Origin of the sequence: Roseovarius tolerans (assembly GCF_028885395.1) — a bacterium.
GTDB lineage: Bacteria > Pseudomonadota > Alphaproteobacteria > Rhodobacterales > Rhodobacteraceae > Roseovarius > Roseovarius tolerans.
Map to the genome: position 1 here is coordinate 2,550,999 of NZ_CP118494.1, position 14,273 is coordinate 2,565,271.

17 protein-coding genes are annotated in these 14,273 nt (G+C 65.7%); 14 read left to right on the plus strand and 3 right to left on the minus strand.

What is annotated here, in order from left to right:
• Positions 1-17: 17 nt before the first annotated feature.
• From PVU19_RS12620 to PVU19_RS12630, 3 genes are all read right to left on the minus strand, one after another.
• A complete protein-coding gene (locus tag PVU19_RS12620) occupies positions 18-497 on the minus strand; it encodes a GNAT family N-acetyltransferase (protein ID WP_050662600.1) in 480 nt (159 codons plus the stop codon).
• Positions 494-1,099 (minus strand): VOC family protein, encoded by a 606-nt coding sequence (locus PVU19_RS12625; RefSeq protein ID WP_050662601.1) that lies wholly within the window; start codon positions 1,097-1,099, stop codon positions 494-496. The genes PVU19_RS12620 and PVU19_RS12625 overlap by 4 nt, the downstream gene beginning before the upstream one ends.
• A 69-nt stretch (positions 1,100-1,168) precedes the next feature.
• Positions 1,169-1,399, minus strand: coding sequence for a hypothetical protein (locus PVU19_RS12630; protein ID WP_050662602.1), 231 nt, complete (start codon positions 1,397-1,399; stop codon positions 1,169-1,171).
• A gap of 287 nt (positions 1,400-1,686) precedes the next feature.
• On the opposite strand from PVU19_RS12630, the gene urtA reads away from it, so the two are divergent.
• From urtA to PVU19_RS12700, 14 genes are all read left to right on the plus strand, one after another.
• Positions 1,687-2,967 carry an urea ABC transporter substrate-binding protein gene (gene urtA / locus PVU19_RS12635; protein ID WP_050662603.1) on the plus strand — a complete coding sequence of 427 codons (1,281 nt, stop codon included), beginning with the start codon at positions 1,687-1,689 and terminating at the stop codon, positions 2,965-2,967.
• Positions 2,968-3,040: 73 nt separating this feature from the next.
• Positions 3,041-5,014, plus strand: coding sequence for an urea ABC transporter permease subunit UrtB (gene urtB / locus PVU19_RS12640; protein ID WP_050662604.1), 1,974 nt, complete (start codon positions 3,041-3,043; stop codon positions 5,012-5,014).
• A 3-nt stretch (positions 5,015-5,017) separates the two neighbouring features.
• A complete protein-coding gene (gene urtC / locus PVU19_RS12645) occupies positions 5,018-6,202 on the plus strand; it encodes an urea ABC transporter permease subunit UrtC (RefSeq protein WP_050662605.1) in 1,185 nt (394 codons plus the stop codon).
• Positions 6,199-6,939 (plus strand): urea ABC transporter ATP-binding protein UrtD, encoded by a 741-nt coding sequence (gene urtD / locus PVU19_RS12650; protein WP_050662606.1) that lies wholly within the window; start codon positions 6,199-6,201, stop codon positions 6,937-6,939. Before urtC ends, urtD begins: the two co-directional genes overlap by 4 nt.
• A 3-nt stretch (positions 6,940-6,942) precedes the next feature.
• Complete coding sequence (gene urtE, locus PVU19_RS12655) at positions 6,943-7,638, plus strand: urea ABC transporter ATP-binding subunit UrtE (RefSeq protein WP_050662607.1); 696 nt, start codon at positions 6,943-6,945, stop codon at positions 7,636-7,638.
• A 130-nt stretch (positions 7,639-7,768) separates the two neighbouring features.
• Positions 7,769-8,587: an urease accessory protein UreD gene (locus tag PVU19_RS12660; RefSeq protein ID WP_050662608.1), complete on the plus strand. Its 819-nt coding sequence runs from the start codon at positions 7,769-7,771 to the stop codon at positions 8,585-8,587.
• A gap of 10 nt (positions 8,588-8,597) precedes the next feature.
• Positions 8,598-8,900 (plus strand): urease subunit gamma, encoded by a 303-nt coding sequence (locus PVU19_RS12665; RefSeq protein ID WP_050662609.1) that lies wholly within the window; start codon positions 8,598-8,600, stop codon positions 8,898-8,900.
• A 13-nt stretch (positions 8,901-8,913) separates the two neighbouring features.
• Positions 8,914-9,480, plus strand: a complete 567-nt coding sequence (locus tag PVU19_RS12670; protein WP_050662610.1) for a HupE/UreJ family protein — start codon at positions 8,914-8,916, stop codon at positions 9,478-9,480.
• 10 nt (positions 9,481-9,490) lie between these two features.
• The gene (locus tag PVU19_RS12675; protein ID WP_050662611.1) at positions 9,491-9,796 is read left to right on the plus strand and encodes an urease subunit beta; all 306 of its coding nucleotides are present in this window, start codon (positions 9,491-9,493) and stop codon (positions 9,794-9,796) included.
• 1 nt (position 9,797) lies between these two features.
• Positions 9,798-11,507 (plus strand): urease subunit alpha, encoded by a 1,710-nt coding sequence (gene ureC / locus PVU19_RS12680; protein WP_050662612.1) that lies wholly within the window; start codon positions 9,798-9,800, stop codon positions 11,505-11,507.
• A gap of 9 nt (positions 11,508-11,516) precedes the next feature.
• A complete protein-coding gene (locus PVU19_RS12685; RefSeq protein ID WP_050662613.1) occupies positions 11,517-12,014 on the plus strand; it encodes an urease accessory protein UreE in 498 nt (165 codons plus the stop codon).
• Positions 12,014-12,646, plus strand: a complete 633-nt coding sequence (locus PVU19_RS12690) for an urease accessory protein UreF (protein ID WP_050662614.1) — start codon at positions 12,014-12,016, stop codon at positions 12,644-12,646. The genes PVU19_RS12685 and PVU19_RS12690 overlap by 1 nt, the downstream gene beginning before the upstream one ends.
• Positions 12,643-13,272 (plus strand): urease accessory protein UreG, encoded by a 630-nt coding sequence (ureG, locus tag PVU19_RS12695; RefSeq protein WP_082237554.1) that lies wholly within the window; start codon positions 12,643-12,645, stop codon positions 13,270-13,272. The genes PVU19_RS12690 and ureG overlap by 4 nt, the downstream gene beginning before the upstream one ends.
• An 84-nt stretch (positions 13,273-13,356) precedes the next feature.
• On the plus strand, positions 13,357-14,271 hold the full coding sequence (locus PVU19_RS12700) for an MBL fold metallo-hydrolase (protein ID WP_050662616.1): 915 nt from the start codon (positions 13,357-13,359) through the stop codon (positions 14,269-14,271).
• Positions 14,272-14,273 lie beyond the last annotated feature (2 nt).

The following is a 14,273-nucleotide window of genomic DNA, read 5'->3' on the forward strand; positions in this document are numbered from 1 at the left end:
GGTGTCAGCGCAAACCGTCACAGCCGCTTGTGCAAAAGTACCAGATCCATCCAGCGGTCGAATTTTCGCCCGACCTCGGCCAGGCGCGGGCCTTGGGTGAAGCCGATGGCGCGGTGAAAGGCGATGGCCCCTTCATTTTCGCTGCTCACCCCGGCGATCAGCACGTGGATGCCTTGTGCGCGGGCCTGCGCCTCCAACCGCGCCATCAGCGCGCGGCCCACGCCGCGCCCGCGCGCATCCGCCGCGAGGATCACGCTATGCTCGGCGGTGTGGGCATAACCCGGCCCACCGCGAAACGGGCCATATGTGGCAAAGCCGAGGATTTGGCCCGCCGCCTCGGCCACCAGGAACGCATCGCCGCGCGCGGCCAGATCATCCACCAGCCCCGGCGCCGCCTTTTCCACCGTGGTGAAGGTCACAGAAGTGTCGCGAATAAGAGGGTTCCATATGTCGAGGATCGCGGGGATATCCCCCGTCTCCGCCCGCCGGATGATCATTCCAGCACCCTCACCCCGTGCGGCGTCGCGATCTCGGCGCGCAGGCCCGGCGCACCCGGCTCGACCACCACGCGCGGATCGCTCAACTCACTCAACTCCGCGCGCAACGCCGCGGCCTCGGGATGCGCCACGACCAGCCGCTCCAGCCGCGCGCCCGACCCCGCCAGCCGCGCCGAGGGGTGCCCGCCCGCCTGCCACTCGATCAGCGCCGGAAAGCGGTTGTCGAAGGGCAGCACGCCACCCTCCGGCACCGCCATCCGCCAGCGCAGATCGCCGCGCGCCAGATCGACGGCCACGCCCGCCTGCGGATGATGCGTCATCGCGGCCTCCAGATCATCAACCGCACAGATCCAGTTCGACAGGCGTGGCGCGCCATGGAACCGGTCCAGATCGAACCAGCGCGGATAGCCCGGCACAGGCGCCTCGGGATCGACCGCGATCACCTCCAGGTAAAGGCCGTCCGCCAGCCCCATCAGCAGGTTATGCGTGCCGAAATGCGTGTGCTGCCCGCCCGGCTGCAAGGTCAGGCCCAGCGCCTCCTCGACCACGGCGCGGCCCTCGTCCAAGCTTTTCGCCGCCACTGCCAGATGATCCAGCCGCATGCCCTGTCCTTCATCTTGCTGCAAATATCCCGGGGGAGTCGCGCGCAGGCGCGACGGGGGCAGCGCCCTTTAATCCACCACATCCACGGCGCGCGCGCCACCATATTGATAATAGGCCGTCCAGCTGCGGCGCGATGCTGAATTCCACGGACTCCAGCCCATCATGCGTAACGAGATCGGCGCCGCGCGTGTGGGGGCGGCGACGGTGCCGTGCTTTTCGGCAACCGACAGATAGTCGCTGATCGAGACCATGATCGAGGACAGGAAATGCCGCGGTGCAGCGAATTTGCCGTGCGGCACTGCGAAACAAATAGGCAGGTTGCACCAAAACCGCCCAAAAAAGCGGCTGCGCGCTGCATATAACGCGCCACCAAGCGCCAATCATTGGCGCAGCCTCATCTTGCGATGTTGGATGACGCTGCCCGATAGGGCGAAAATACCGACCAGCGGCCCCGGTCCGGGCAGACTAGAAACCGCTGGACGGCAACAACACACAAGATGCTGCCGCGCAAGCCTAGCAGCGGGAAATCGGCTTGGAAAGCCGCCCCGTGCCGCCCGCGCAGCCCTGACATGGGAGTTTCCGAGAGATGAAAACCAAGACCCTGATGGCGAGCCTCGCCACGACAACTGCACTCTTTATCGCGCCCGCACTGGCGCAGGACTGCCCGGTGAAGGTGGGTGTGCTGCACTCGCTTTCGGGCACGATGGCCATTTCCGAGACCACGCTCAAGGATACCGTCCTGATGCTGGTCGAACAGCAGAACGCAAAGGGCGGTCTTCTGGGCTGCGAGATCGAGGCGGTGGTGGTCGATCCCGCCTCCGACTGGCCGCTTTTTGCCGAAAAGGCGCGCGAATTGCTGACCGTTAGCGAGGTCGATGTGATCTTCGGCTCCTGGACGTCCGTCAGCCGCAAATCGGCGCTGCCGGTGCTGGAGGAGTTGAACGGGCTGATGTTCTATCCCGTTCAGTACGAGGGTGAGGAAAGCTCGAAGAACGTGTTCTACACTGGGGCCGCGCCCAACCAGCAAGCGATCCCGGCGGTGGATTACTTCCTCGAAGAGTTGGGCGTCGAGAGCTTCGCGCTTCTGGGCACCGACTATGTCTATCCCCGCACCACCAACAACATCCTCGACGCCTACCTCAAGTCCAAGGGCATCGCGGATGAGGACATATTTGTGAACTACACCCCGTTCGGCCATTCCGACTGGGCCACCATCGTGTCGGACGTGGTCGCCCTCGGGGCGTCGGGCAAGCAGGTGGGCGTGATCTCGACCATCAACGGTGATGCCAATGTCGGCTTCTACAAGGAACTGGCCGCGCAAGGCGTCGACGCCGCCGATATCCCCGTGGTGGCCTTCTCAGTGGGTGAAGAAGAACTTTCGGGCCTCGATACCGCGCCGCTCGTCGGCCATCTCGCGGCGTGGAATTACTTCCAATCCGCCGATACCGAGATCAACGCCGAATTCGTCGAGGCATGGAAGGCCTATGCCGGGGAAGAGCGCGTCACCAACGACCCGATGGAGGCACATTATATCGGCTTCAACATGTGGGTGAACGCCGTGACCGAGGCGGGAACCACCGATGTGGACGCGGTGCGCGCGGCGATGTGGGGGCAGGAATACCCCAACCTCACCGGCGGCACGGCGGTGATGAACGCCAACCACCACCTGTCCAAGCCGGTGCTGATCGGCGAGATCCGCGATGATGGTCAGTTCGACATCATCAGCCAGACTGCGGAAGTGCCCGGCGACGCCTGGACCGACCATCTGCCCGAGAGCGCGCCGCTCAAGAGCGACTGGAAGGAGCTGGGCTGCGGCATGTACAATACCGAGACCGGCACCTGCGTGCAGATGACCTCGAACTACTAAGCTGCCGGGCCGCGCGGATCACCCCCCGCGCGGCCCCCTTTTAGCAGTTTTCCCGCTCAGGACTGAACCTTCCATGCGTTTCACCGCCCTCCTTGCCCGCGCCGTGGCGCTGCTGATCATCGTCGCCTGCGCTTTGGTCTTGCGCCCGGATGAGGCAAGGGCGCAGGCCACGTTGCAACCGCTCCTGCAAGAGCACCAGGCCGATCTCGCCAAGCCATCGCGCCAGACCATTGGCCCGGTGATCGCGGATCTGCTGGCCTCGGATCACCCCGGCATGGCCGATTTCCTGCGCAAATGGGAGGCGCGCGAGGTTTATCTGCGCCCCGATGATGGGCTCTTCTTCTACGCCGAGGACGCGGGCGACACCCTGCGCCTGATAGACATCGACAGTGGTGAGGCGGTGGCCGAAGTGGGCAGCCGCGACGTCGATCAGATACGCCCCAATGCGGGCGTGCGCCGCGAACTCGCCGCAGCCCTCGTGCCATATGAGTTGAACGCCCCCGACCCCGCCCGCCGCGCAGAGGCACTGGAGGCCATCACGCGCAGCGCGGATGCAAGCCAGATCGCGCCGCTGGCAGGCAGTATCGAGGGCGAGACCGACCCCGGCCTGAAGACCCGCAAAGAGCGGCTGCTCACCCTGCTGATCGCACAATTCGGGGCGACCAAATCCGAGCGTCTCGACGCCATCGCAGGTCTCGGCGGCGATACCAGCATCGAGGCGCGCAGCGTGCTCAACCAATTGACCGCAACCCGCGACGGCGTGGCCGAGACCCTGCCGGACGATGCAAACCTCGCCCGCGTGCTGGAGGTCGGAACCGACCTCACCGAGGCCGAGGCCCATGACCGGCTCGTGGCCGCAGACCTCGCCCCACCGCGCCAGACCGCGACCGGCCTGCGCGACGTGCTGGCGCAACATATCGTGGATGGCAGCGTCGGCGGCGTGCCGCTGCACCAGCTCAATACCACGGTCGCCCGCGCCCGCGCCTACGAGGCGCTGGAACAGGCAGGCGCCGTGCCGCCCCGCGCTGCCCCCGACGAAGTGGCACAGGCCGTCGCCGCCCATGTCTTCTACGCCGAATACCTGCAGCCCGACCCGCAGATCACGCAGGCCGCCGAGGATGCCCTCACCGCCACCTCGCGCACCCTCGGCCTCTACCAGACCGCCGATCTTGTGCTTGACGGGCTGTCGCTCGCCTCGATCTTCTTTCTCGCGGCCATCGGGCTAGCCATCACCTTCGGCGTGATGGGCGTGATCAACATGGCGCATGGCGAGTTCATCATGATGGGGGCCTATACCGGCTATGTGGTGCAACTCTTCATCCCCGACTACACCGTCAGCCTGCTGATCGCCCTGCCGCTGGCCTTCGTCGTCACCTTCGGCGCGGGCGTCGCGATGGAGCGGCTGGTGATCCGCCACCTCTACACAAGACCGCTCGAGACGCTGCTGGCCACCTTCGGCATCTCCATCGCCCTGCAACAACTGGCCAAGAACATCTTCGGCACGCAGGCGCGGCCTCTCACCGCCCCGGACTGGCTGGGCGGCGCGATCACCCTCAACGACATCGTCAGCATCTCGACCATCCGCGTGGCGATCTTCGTGCTGGCCCTCATCTTCCTCGCGCTGCTGCTCTACATTCTCAAACGCACGCGGCTGGGGCTCGAGGTGCGGGCCGTCACGCAAAACCCCGGCATGGCCGCCTCGATGGGGATCAACCCGGACCGCATCAACATGCTCACCTTCGGCCTCGGCTCCGGCATCGCGGGGATCGCGGGCGTGGCCATCGGGCTCTACGCGCAGGTCACCTCCGAGATGGGCGCCAATTACATCGTGCAAAGCTTCATGACGGTGGTGGTGGGCGGTGTCGGCAATGTCTGGGGTACGCTGGCAGGGGCCTCGCTGATCGGCTTTCTGCAAAAGGGCATCGAATGGTTCAACCCCTCCAACACGCTGGCGGCACAGACCTACATGGTGCTCTTCGTCATCCTCTTCATTCAATTCCGGCCCAAGGGCATCGTCGCCCTCAAGGGCCGCGCGGCGGGGGACTGAGCCATGAGCAAACCTGACATCACGCCGCGTCGCAGCTTTCTGGCAGAAAATCCTTCGGTGATGTGGTTTCTGGGCCTGCTCGGCCTCTTCACCCTCGGCGTCACCGTGCTGGCCGAAGGGTTCGGGGTGGCGCTCCTGTCGACCTCGATGGTCAAGATCCTCGGGATGACGCTCTGCCTGTGCCTGATTGCCGTCGCGATGGACGTGGTCTGGGGCTATTGCGGCATCCTCAGCCTCGGGCATTTCGCCTTTTTCGGGCTGGGTGGTTACGCGATCGGCATGTGGCTGATGTATGCCCGCACTGAAGGTATCGTGGTGGACTCGCTCGCAAACGCCGCAATCCCGCCCACGCAAGAGGAAATCAACGACGCCATCGCCACGCAGATTTTCGGCGTGGTGGGCAGCAACGAGTTGCCGCTGATCTGGGCCTTCGCCGACAGCCTTTTCATACAGCTTCTCTTGGTGGTGCTGGTGCCGGGGCTGCTGGCGCTCGTCTTTGGCTGGCTCGCCTTCCGCAGCCGTGTCACCGGCGTCTATCTCTCGATCCTGACACAGGCGATGACGCTGGCGCTGTCGCTCTACCTCTTCCAGAACGACACCGGGCTGCGCGGCAACAATGGCCTCTCGGGCCTGCAAAACATCCCCGGCCTGCTGCACTTGCCGCAATCCACCATAGCGCTGTGGTTCTTCTGGGCCTCGGCCGCAGCCCTTGGCCTGGGCTATCTCTTCTTCGCGTGGCTCATCTCGGGCAAGTTCGGTTCGGTCATTCGTGGCATCCGCGACAATGAAAACCGCGTGCGTTTCCTCGGCTACCACGTCGAAAGCTACAAGCTGGTGATCTTCACGCTGACGGCGGTGGTCTCGGGCCTTGCCGGTGCGCTCTATTACCCGCAGGCTGGCATCATCAACCCCGCCGAGATCGCGCCCATCGCGTCGATTTACCTCGCCGTCTGGGTCGCCATCGGCGGGCGCGGGCGGCTTTACGGCGCGGTAATCGGGGCAGCGGTCGTCAGCCTCGCCTCAAGCTGGTTCACCGGCGGCGGCGCGCCCGATATCGACCTCGGGTTCTACACGATCAACTGGACCGACTGGTGGCTGGTGCTTCTGGGCCTCGGCTTCGTGGCCGTCACGCTGTTCTTTCCACGCGGCATCGGCGGGCTCTTTGACATGCTGGTGAGGAAATCATGACCACCCTTCTCGAAGTCTCCGGCGTCTCGGTCACATTCGACGGCTTCCGCGCCATCAACAACCTCTCGATTCAGGTGGCAGAGCCGGAACTGCGCGCGGTGATCGGCCCCAACGGCGCGGGCAAGACGACCTTCATGGATATCGTCACCGGCAAGACGCGGCCCGACGAGGGCCGGGTTGTGTGGGGCGAGAAAAACATCTCGCTTCTCGGGATGAGCGAAAGCGCCATCGCGCGGGCGGGCATCGGGCGCAAGTTCCAGAAACCCACGGTGTTCGAGGAACAGACCGTGCGCGAGAACCTCGCCATGGCGCTCAAGAACAAGCGCGGGCCGTTTGACGTGCTGCTCTATCGCCGTTCGTCAAAGGGGGCCGCACGCATCGCGGAATTGGCCCAGGAAATCGGCCTCGCGGACGACCTGCCCCGCCGCGCCGGTGACCTCAGCCACGGGCAAAAGCAATGGCTGGAGATCGGCATGCTGCTAGCGCAAGACCCACGCCTTCTGCTGGTGGATGAACCCGCCGCCGGGATGACCCCGGCCGAGCGCGAGCACACCACCGACATCCTCAAACGCGCGGCGCAGACCCGCGCCGTGGTGGTGATCGAGCATGACATGGAATTCGTCCGCCGTTTGGACTGCAAGGTGACGGTGCTGCACGAAGGGTCGGTGCTGGCCGAAGGCAGCCTCGATCACGTCACGCAAAACCGCGAGGTCATTGATGTTTATCTCGGGAGATAATCCATGCTGAGCGTCGACAGCCTCACCCTGCATTACGGGGCTTCGCAGATCCTGCACGGCGTCAGCCTCACCGCCCGGCCCGGCGCGGTGACGGCGGTGATGGGCACCAATGGTGTCGGCAAGACCAGCCTGCTAAAGGCCATCGCCGGGCGGCATCCCTACTCGGACGGGCGGATCAGCCTCGACGGGCGCGAATTGCCCCATCTCTCCGCCGCTCAAGCCGCGCAATCGGGCATCGCCTATGTCCCGCAGGGGCGCGAGATATTCCCGCTGCTGACGGTCACCGAGAACCTGCAAACCGGCTTTGCCTGCCTGCCGAAATCCGATCACACCATCCCACCCCGCATCTACGAGCTTTTCCCGGTGCTGGAGCAGATGCGCGACCGGCGCGGCGGCGATCTGTCTGGCGGGCAGCAGCAGCAACTGGCCATCGCCCGCGCCCTCATCGCACGCCCCCGCGTGCTCCTGCTCGACGAGCCGACCGAGGGCATCCAGCCCAATATCATCAAGCAGATCGGCACGGTGATCGGCCTTTTGCGCGACGAGGGCGAGATCGCCATCGTGCTGGTCGAGCAGTTCTTCGATTTCGCCTATGATCTGGCTGACGATCTGGTGGTGCTCAATCGCGGCGAGGTGCGGCTCTCGGAGCCTGCGGCCACGGTGGAGCGTGAGCGGCTGTTGCGCGAAGTGTCCATCTAATGGGCGACCTGCCTGCTATTTGGGCATATGGGCATCGAGGATGCGTGCGGCGCATGCAAGTCCACGGCCGACCGCTGGCGGTCCCGCGCAAGAGCGGTAGCCTCGGGTGGACCATAGTACGAGACCCCGCATGACCGCCTGCCCCGCAACCTCCCCGTCACAGGAACGCAGCTTTGGTGCCGCGCATGTGACGCTGTTGCCCGGGCCGAATGGCGGGCGGCTCGATCGCCTGCATCAAAAGGGATCGGCCAAGGCATTTCTGCATCCCGGACCCTCCGGCCCCGAGATCGTGCTGCTCAACACCTCGGGTGGGCTGACAGGCGGCGACCGTCTGTCCTACCGGCTCGATCTGGCGGCGGGATGTCGCGCCACCGGCACCACGCAGACCGCCGAGCGCGCCTATCGCAGCACCGGTGCGGCGGCGCGGGTCACGGTGCATCACCGGGTCGCAAGCGGCGCGCATCTCGACTGGCTGCCGCAAGAGACGATCCTCTTCGACGGCAGCCATCTTAACCGCGAGACCGCCATCGAGTTGGCAAAGGATGCCTCCTGCCTGATCCTCGAGTCGATTGTCCTTGGCCGCGCCGCCATGGGTGAAACCGTCGCGCGCACCGCCCTGTGCGACACCCGCCGCATCATGCGCGAAGGTAAGCCGGTTCTGGTCGAGCCGCTCCACCTCACCACCGATGCCCTGACCGCTGGCCCCGCAATCCTGAACGGCGCGCGCGCCTTCGCCACGCTGGCGCTTGTCGCGCAAGGGGCCGAGGATGCGGCGCCCCGCGTGCGGGATCTGCTCGATGAGCCGGGCGTCACCGGTGGCGCCTCGGGCTTTGACGGCAAGCTGGTGATCCGCCTCATGGCCGGTGATGGCTGGCCCTTGCGCCGTCAGATCATGCGGCTGGTCAGCGCCCTGCGCCCCGGCCCCCTGCCCCGCGTCTGGCAGAATTAGGAGACCCGCGATGAACCTCACCCCCCGCGAAAAGGACAAGCTGCTGATCAGCGTCGCCGCCATGGTGGCGCGCGGGCGGCTCGCGCGCGGCGTGAAACTCAACCACCCCGAAGCAGTGGCGCTGATCACCGACTTCGTGGTCGAGGGCGCGCGCGAGGGTCGCAGCGTGGCCGACCTGATGGAGGCGGGCGCGCATGTCATTGCGTCCGAGCACTGCATGGAGGGCATTCCAGAAATGCTCCATTCCGTGCAGGTCGAGGCGACATTCCCCGACGGCACCAAGCTGGTGACCGTCCATAACCCCATACGCTGAAAGGATAATTCTGATGCGCTACATCCTCGCCGTTCTGCTGCTGACACCTTCACTGGCCTTTGCGCATCTCGATCCTGGGGCGCATGGCTCTTTCGCTGCCGGGGCGACCCATCCGCTCTTCGGGGCGGATCACGTGCTTGCCATGCTCGCTGTCGGTCTCTGGGCCGCAGTGCTTTCGGGGCGCGCGATCTGGCTCTTGCCGGTGGGTTTCGTCACGGCGATGGCGGTTGGATTTGGCGGCGCGCTGCTCGGGCTGACCCTTCCGGCGGTGGAGCCGCTGATCCTTGCCTCGGTGCTGATCCTGGGGCTGCTGGTGGCTCTCGCCGTGCGGCTGCCCGCGATTTGGGCTGTCGGTATCGTGTCGGTATTCGGTCTGTTTCACGGCGGTGCCCATGGCGCCGAAATCGGAGCGGCAACGGCGTTGGACTATTTCGCGGGCTTTGCCATAGCAACAATGGGTCTGCATCTCGCGGGCCTTGCTCTGGGGCTGCTTGTCATGCGGCTTGGCTCGCAAAGCGTGGTGCGCGGGGGCGGCGGGCTGGTCGCGGCGCTCGGCGCGTGGCTTGTGGCCGCAGGATGAGGCGTAGATCATGATCCCCGGAGAACTCATTCCCGCCGATGGCGAGATCACCCTGAACGCGAGCGCGGAGGTGACCGTGCTGGAGGTCGCCAATACCGGTGACCGGCCGGTGCAGGTGGGCAGCCATTACCATTTCGCCGAGGCCAATGCCGGGCTTTCGTTTGACCGAACTGCGGCGCGCGGGCAGCGGCTGGACATTCCCGCAGGCACCGCCGTCCGCTTCGAGCCGGGGCAGAGACGCGAGGTGCGGCTCATCCCCTATGGCGGTGCGCGGCGGGTGTTCGGGTTCAATCAAAAGGTGATGGGAGACCTCTGACATGGCCACAACCATCCCCCGCGCCGCCTATGCCGCCATGTATGGTCCCACCACGGGCGACCGGCTGCGGCTTGGCGATACCGATCTCATCATCGAGGTGGAGCGGGATCTCACCACCTATGGCGAGGAGGTGAAATTCGGCGGTGGCAAGGTCATTCGCGACGGCATGGGGCAGAGCCAGATCCCCCGCGCGGGCGGGGCGATGGACACGGTCATCACCAATGCGCTGATCGTCGATCATCAGGGCATCACCAAGGCCGATGTGGGTCTGCGCGACGGGCTGATCGCGGCCATCGGCAAGGCGGGCAACCCCGACACGCAATCGGGTGTCGAGATCGTCATCGGACCCGGCACCGAGGTGATCGCGGGCGAGGGTCGCATCCTCACCCCCGGCGGGTTTGACGCGCATATCCATTTCATCTGCCCGCAACAGATCGAGGACGCGCTGCATTCGGGCATCACCACCTTGCTGGGCGGCGGCACCGGGCCCGCGCATGGCACGCTCGCCACCACCTGCACGCCGGGGGCGTGGCATATCGGGCGGATGCTGCAATCGCTGGATGCCTTTCCGATGAATTTCGGCCTGTCGTCCAAGGGCAATGCGAGCCAGCCCGAGGCTTTGGTCGAAATGGTGCGCGCCGGGGCCTGCGCGATGAAGCTGCACGAGGATTGGGGCACGACGCCTGCCGCCATCGACTGTTGTCTCAGCGTGGCCGACGACATGGATGTGCAGGTGATGATCCACACCGACACGCTGAATGAAAGCGGCTTTGTGGAGAACACGCTCGCTGCCATGAAGGGCCGCACGATCCACGCCTTTCACACCGAGGGCGCGGGCGGCGGGCATGCCCCCGACATCATGAAGGTGGTGGGGTATGAGCATATCCTGCCCTCGTCCACCAACCCCACAATGCCCTACACCGTCAACACGATCGAAGAACATCTCGACATGCTGATGGTCTGTCACCACCTCGACAAGGCGATCCCCGAGGATGTGGCCTTTGCCGAGAGCCGCATCCGCCGCGAGACCATCGCCGCCGAGGATATCCTGCACGACATGGGCGCGTTTTCGGTGATGGCCTCGGACAGTCAGGCGATGGGGCGCGTAGGTGAGGTGATCATCCGCACCTGGCAGACCGCCTCAAAGATGCGCAAGCAGCGCGGGCGGCTGGCGGAAGAGACCGGCGACAACGACAACGTCCGCGTCAAGCGCTACATCGCCAAATACACCATCAACCCCGCCATCATTCACGGGATGAGCGCCCATATTGGCAGCATTGAGCCGGGCAAGCGCGCCGATCTGGTGTTGTGGAACCCGGCGTTCTTTGGCGCAAAGCCCGAGATGGTGCTGATGGGGGGCACAATCGTGCTGGCGCAGATGGGCGATCCCAATGCCTCTATCCCGACGCCGCAGCCGGTCTATTCGCGGCCCATGTTCGGGGCCTATGGGCGGTCTCTGGAACGGTCCTCGGTGATCTTCGTCAGTGAGGCCGCGCAGGCGGACGGGATCGGCGCGGCACTGGGACTTGCCAAGGAGACGGTGGCGGTTTCGAACACCCGCACTATCACCAAGCGCGACATGATTCACAACAACCAGACGCCCGAGGTCGAGGTCGATCCCGAAACCTACGAGGTGCGGGCGGATGGCGAATTGCTCACCTGCGAGCCTGCCTCTGAGCTGCCGCTCGCGCAACGCTATTTCCTGTTCTGAGGCCATGCCATGACCGACCTGCCCGTTGCCCGCCACCTGCTGCCTCACGCCCCTGACCGGATCGCCGATACGGTCGTGCTCGACTATGACGCGCGGCTGATGCGGCGCAAGCGGCTGGTGGGCAAGGCCGGGCTGATCTTTCTGGTCGATCTGGCGGAGGTCACAAACCTAGACGATCACTGGGGTTTCGCGCTCGACGATGGCCGGGCGGTGGCGGTGGAACCGGCGCCGGAGGATCTGATCGAGGTGCGTGGCGATCTGGCGCGGCTGGCCTGGCATATCGGCAACCGGCACACGCCCTGCCAGATCGGCGCGGATCATCTGTGCATCCGCCGGGATCATGTGATCGAGGCGATGCTGGCGCATCTGGGCGCGGATATGACCCCCGTCACGGGACCGTTCCGGCCCGAGGGCGGGGCCTATGGCAAGGGTCGCACGATGGGGCATGATCACGGCGGACATGATCATGGGGGCCACGAGCATGGCCACACCCATCACCACGCCTGATGCTCACGCCCGCACATCTCACGCTCACCCAATGGCTCTCCCCGGCCTTTCCGACCGGGGCTTTCGCCTATTCGCACGGGCTGGAGCGGGAGATCGCGACGGGGGTGGTCAGGGACGCTGCCAGCCTTGCGGCATGGCTGGAGAACATCCTGCGGTTTGGTGCGGGCTGGCAGGATGCGGTGCTGCTCAGCCACGCGCTGGAGGGCGGGTGCGACGCGCTCGACGATCTGGCCCGCGCCCTCGCGCCCTGCGCCGAACGGCTGCAAGAGGGGTTGGAACAGGGGGCCGCATTCGCCCGCACCGTCAATGGCATCACCGGGCGCGCGCTGCCACCCCGGATGCTGCCCGTGGCTGTGGGGGAGGCAGCCGCGCCGCTCTGTCTGGCCCGTGAGGACGTGATCGCGCTCTATCTGCAAGGCTTTGCAGGGAACCTCGTCACCATCGGTATCCGCCACGTGCCGCTTGGTCAGACCGAGGGGCAGGCCGTCCTCTCACGCCTTGCGCCGCTGATCCACGATCTGGCAGATCGCGCCGCCTGCGCGCCGCTCGACACGCTCGGCACATGCGCTCTTGCGGGCGACCTCGCGGCGCTGCAACATGAGAGGATGGATGTGAGGATTTTCAGGACATGAGCGCACATCGCATGAATGGCCCCCTGCGGGTGGGCATTGGTGGCCCGGTGGGCGCGGGCAAGACCACGCTGACCGAGGGGCTGGCGCGGGCACTTGCGCATCGCTGTTCGATGGCGGTGATCACCAACGACATCTATACCCGCGAGGATGCCGAGGCGCTGGTGCGTGCGCAGGTCCTGCCCGCCGACCGTATTCGCGGGGTGGAAACAGGCGGCTGTCCGCACACGGCGATCCGCGAGGATGCTTCGATCAACCTCGCCGCCGTGACCGACCTCAACACCGCCTTTCCCGATCTCGACCTGGTGCTGATCGAGTCGGGGGGCGACAACCTCGCCGCCACGTTCAGCCCGGAACTGGCCGATCTGACGATCTATGTGATCGACACCGCCGCAGGCCAGGACATCCCGCGCAAGCGCGGCCCCGGGCTGACGAAATCCGACCTGCTGGTGGTGAACAAGACCGATCTTGCGCCGCATGTCGGCGTTGATCTGGTGCAGCTTGAGGCCGATACGGCGAGCGCACGCGGATCGCGGCCCTATGTGCTGGCGCAATTGCGCAGCGGTGCGGGGCTCGATCAGGTGATCCGCTTCATCGAGGACGAAGGCGGCGTTCCGCTCGCCCCCTGATCTCGGCCCGCACATTCTCGGACTTGTATTTACTCTCTGATCCGCCCATCATATTCATAAATTCGAATTTCAAGGGAGGATATCATGACATTCACCAGACGCCGGATGCTGGGGGCGATGGGCGCAGGCGCGCTCTGCGGCTTGCCTCGCGGGGGCTTTGCCGCGACCGAAACCACTCTTGGGCAGGCCACGATCACCACGCTCAGCGACGGGCATCTCGTGCTGCCGCGCGATTTCCTGCTGGGCGATCTCGACCCGGCCAAGGCCGCGCCGGTGCTGGCCGAATACGGCATCACCGGCGACACGGTCGAGCCGCCCTGCAACCTGACCCTCTACCGCGACGGCACGAACACGGTGCTGTTCGACGCGGGCTCCGGCCATGCCTTCATGCCGAGCGCAGGGGAACTGCTCGACGCGCTCGACGCCTTGGACGTGACGCCGGATGACGTGACCCATGTCATCTTCACCCATGCCCATCCCGATCACCTTTGGGGCGTGCTTGACGATTTCGACGATCCGGTCTTCACCAACGCGGCCCACATGATCGGACAGGCCGAATGGGACTACTGGACAGACCCCGCCACCGTCGACAGCATCGGGACGGCGCGGGCCAGCTTTGCCGTCGGCGCGGCCCGCCGCCTGGCCGCCATCGAGGACCGACTGGACTTCATCGCCGGGGGACAAGAAGTGCTGCCCGGCATCATGGCGCATGACACCCCCGGCCACACGCCCGGGCACATGGCGTTTGAGCTGCGTCAGGGATCAGAGGCCGTGATGGTGGTGGGCGATGCCATCGGCAACGGGCATCTTGCCCTCGCGCGCCCCGGTTGGGCCAGCGGCTCGGATCAGGACGCCGATCAGGGCATCGCGACACGCGTGCGCCTGCTCGACCAACTGGCCACCGACCAGATGGCGATGGTCGGCTTTCACCTGCCCGAAGGCGGTCTTGGCCGGGTGGAGCGCAACGGCGACGCCTACCGCTTTGTGGCGGAGGTCTGAGC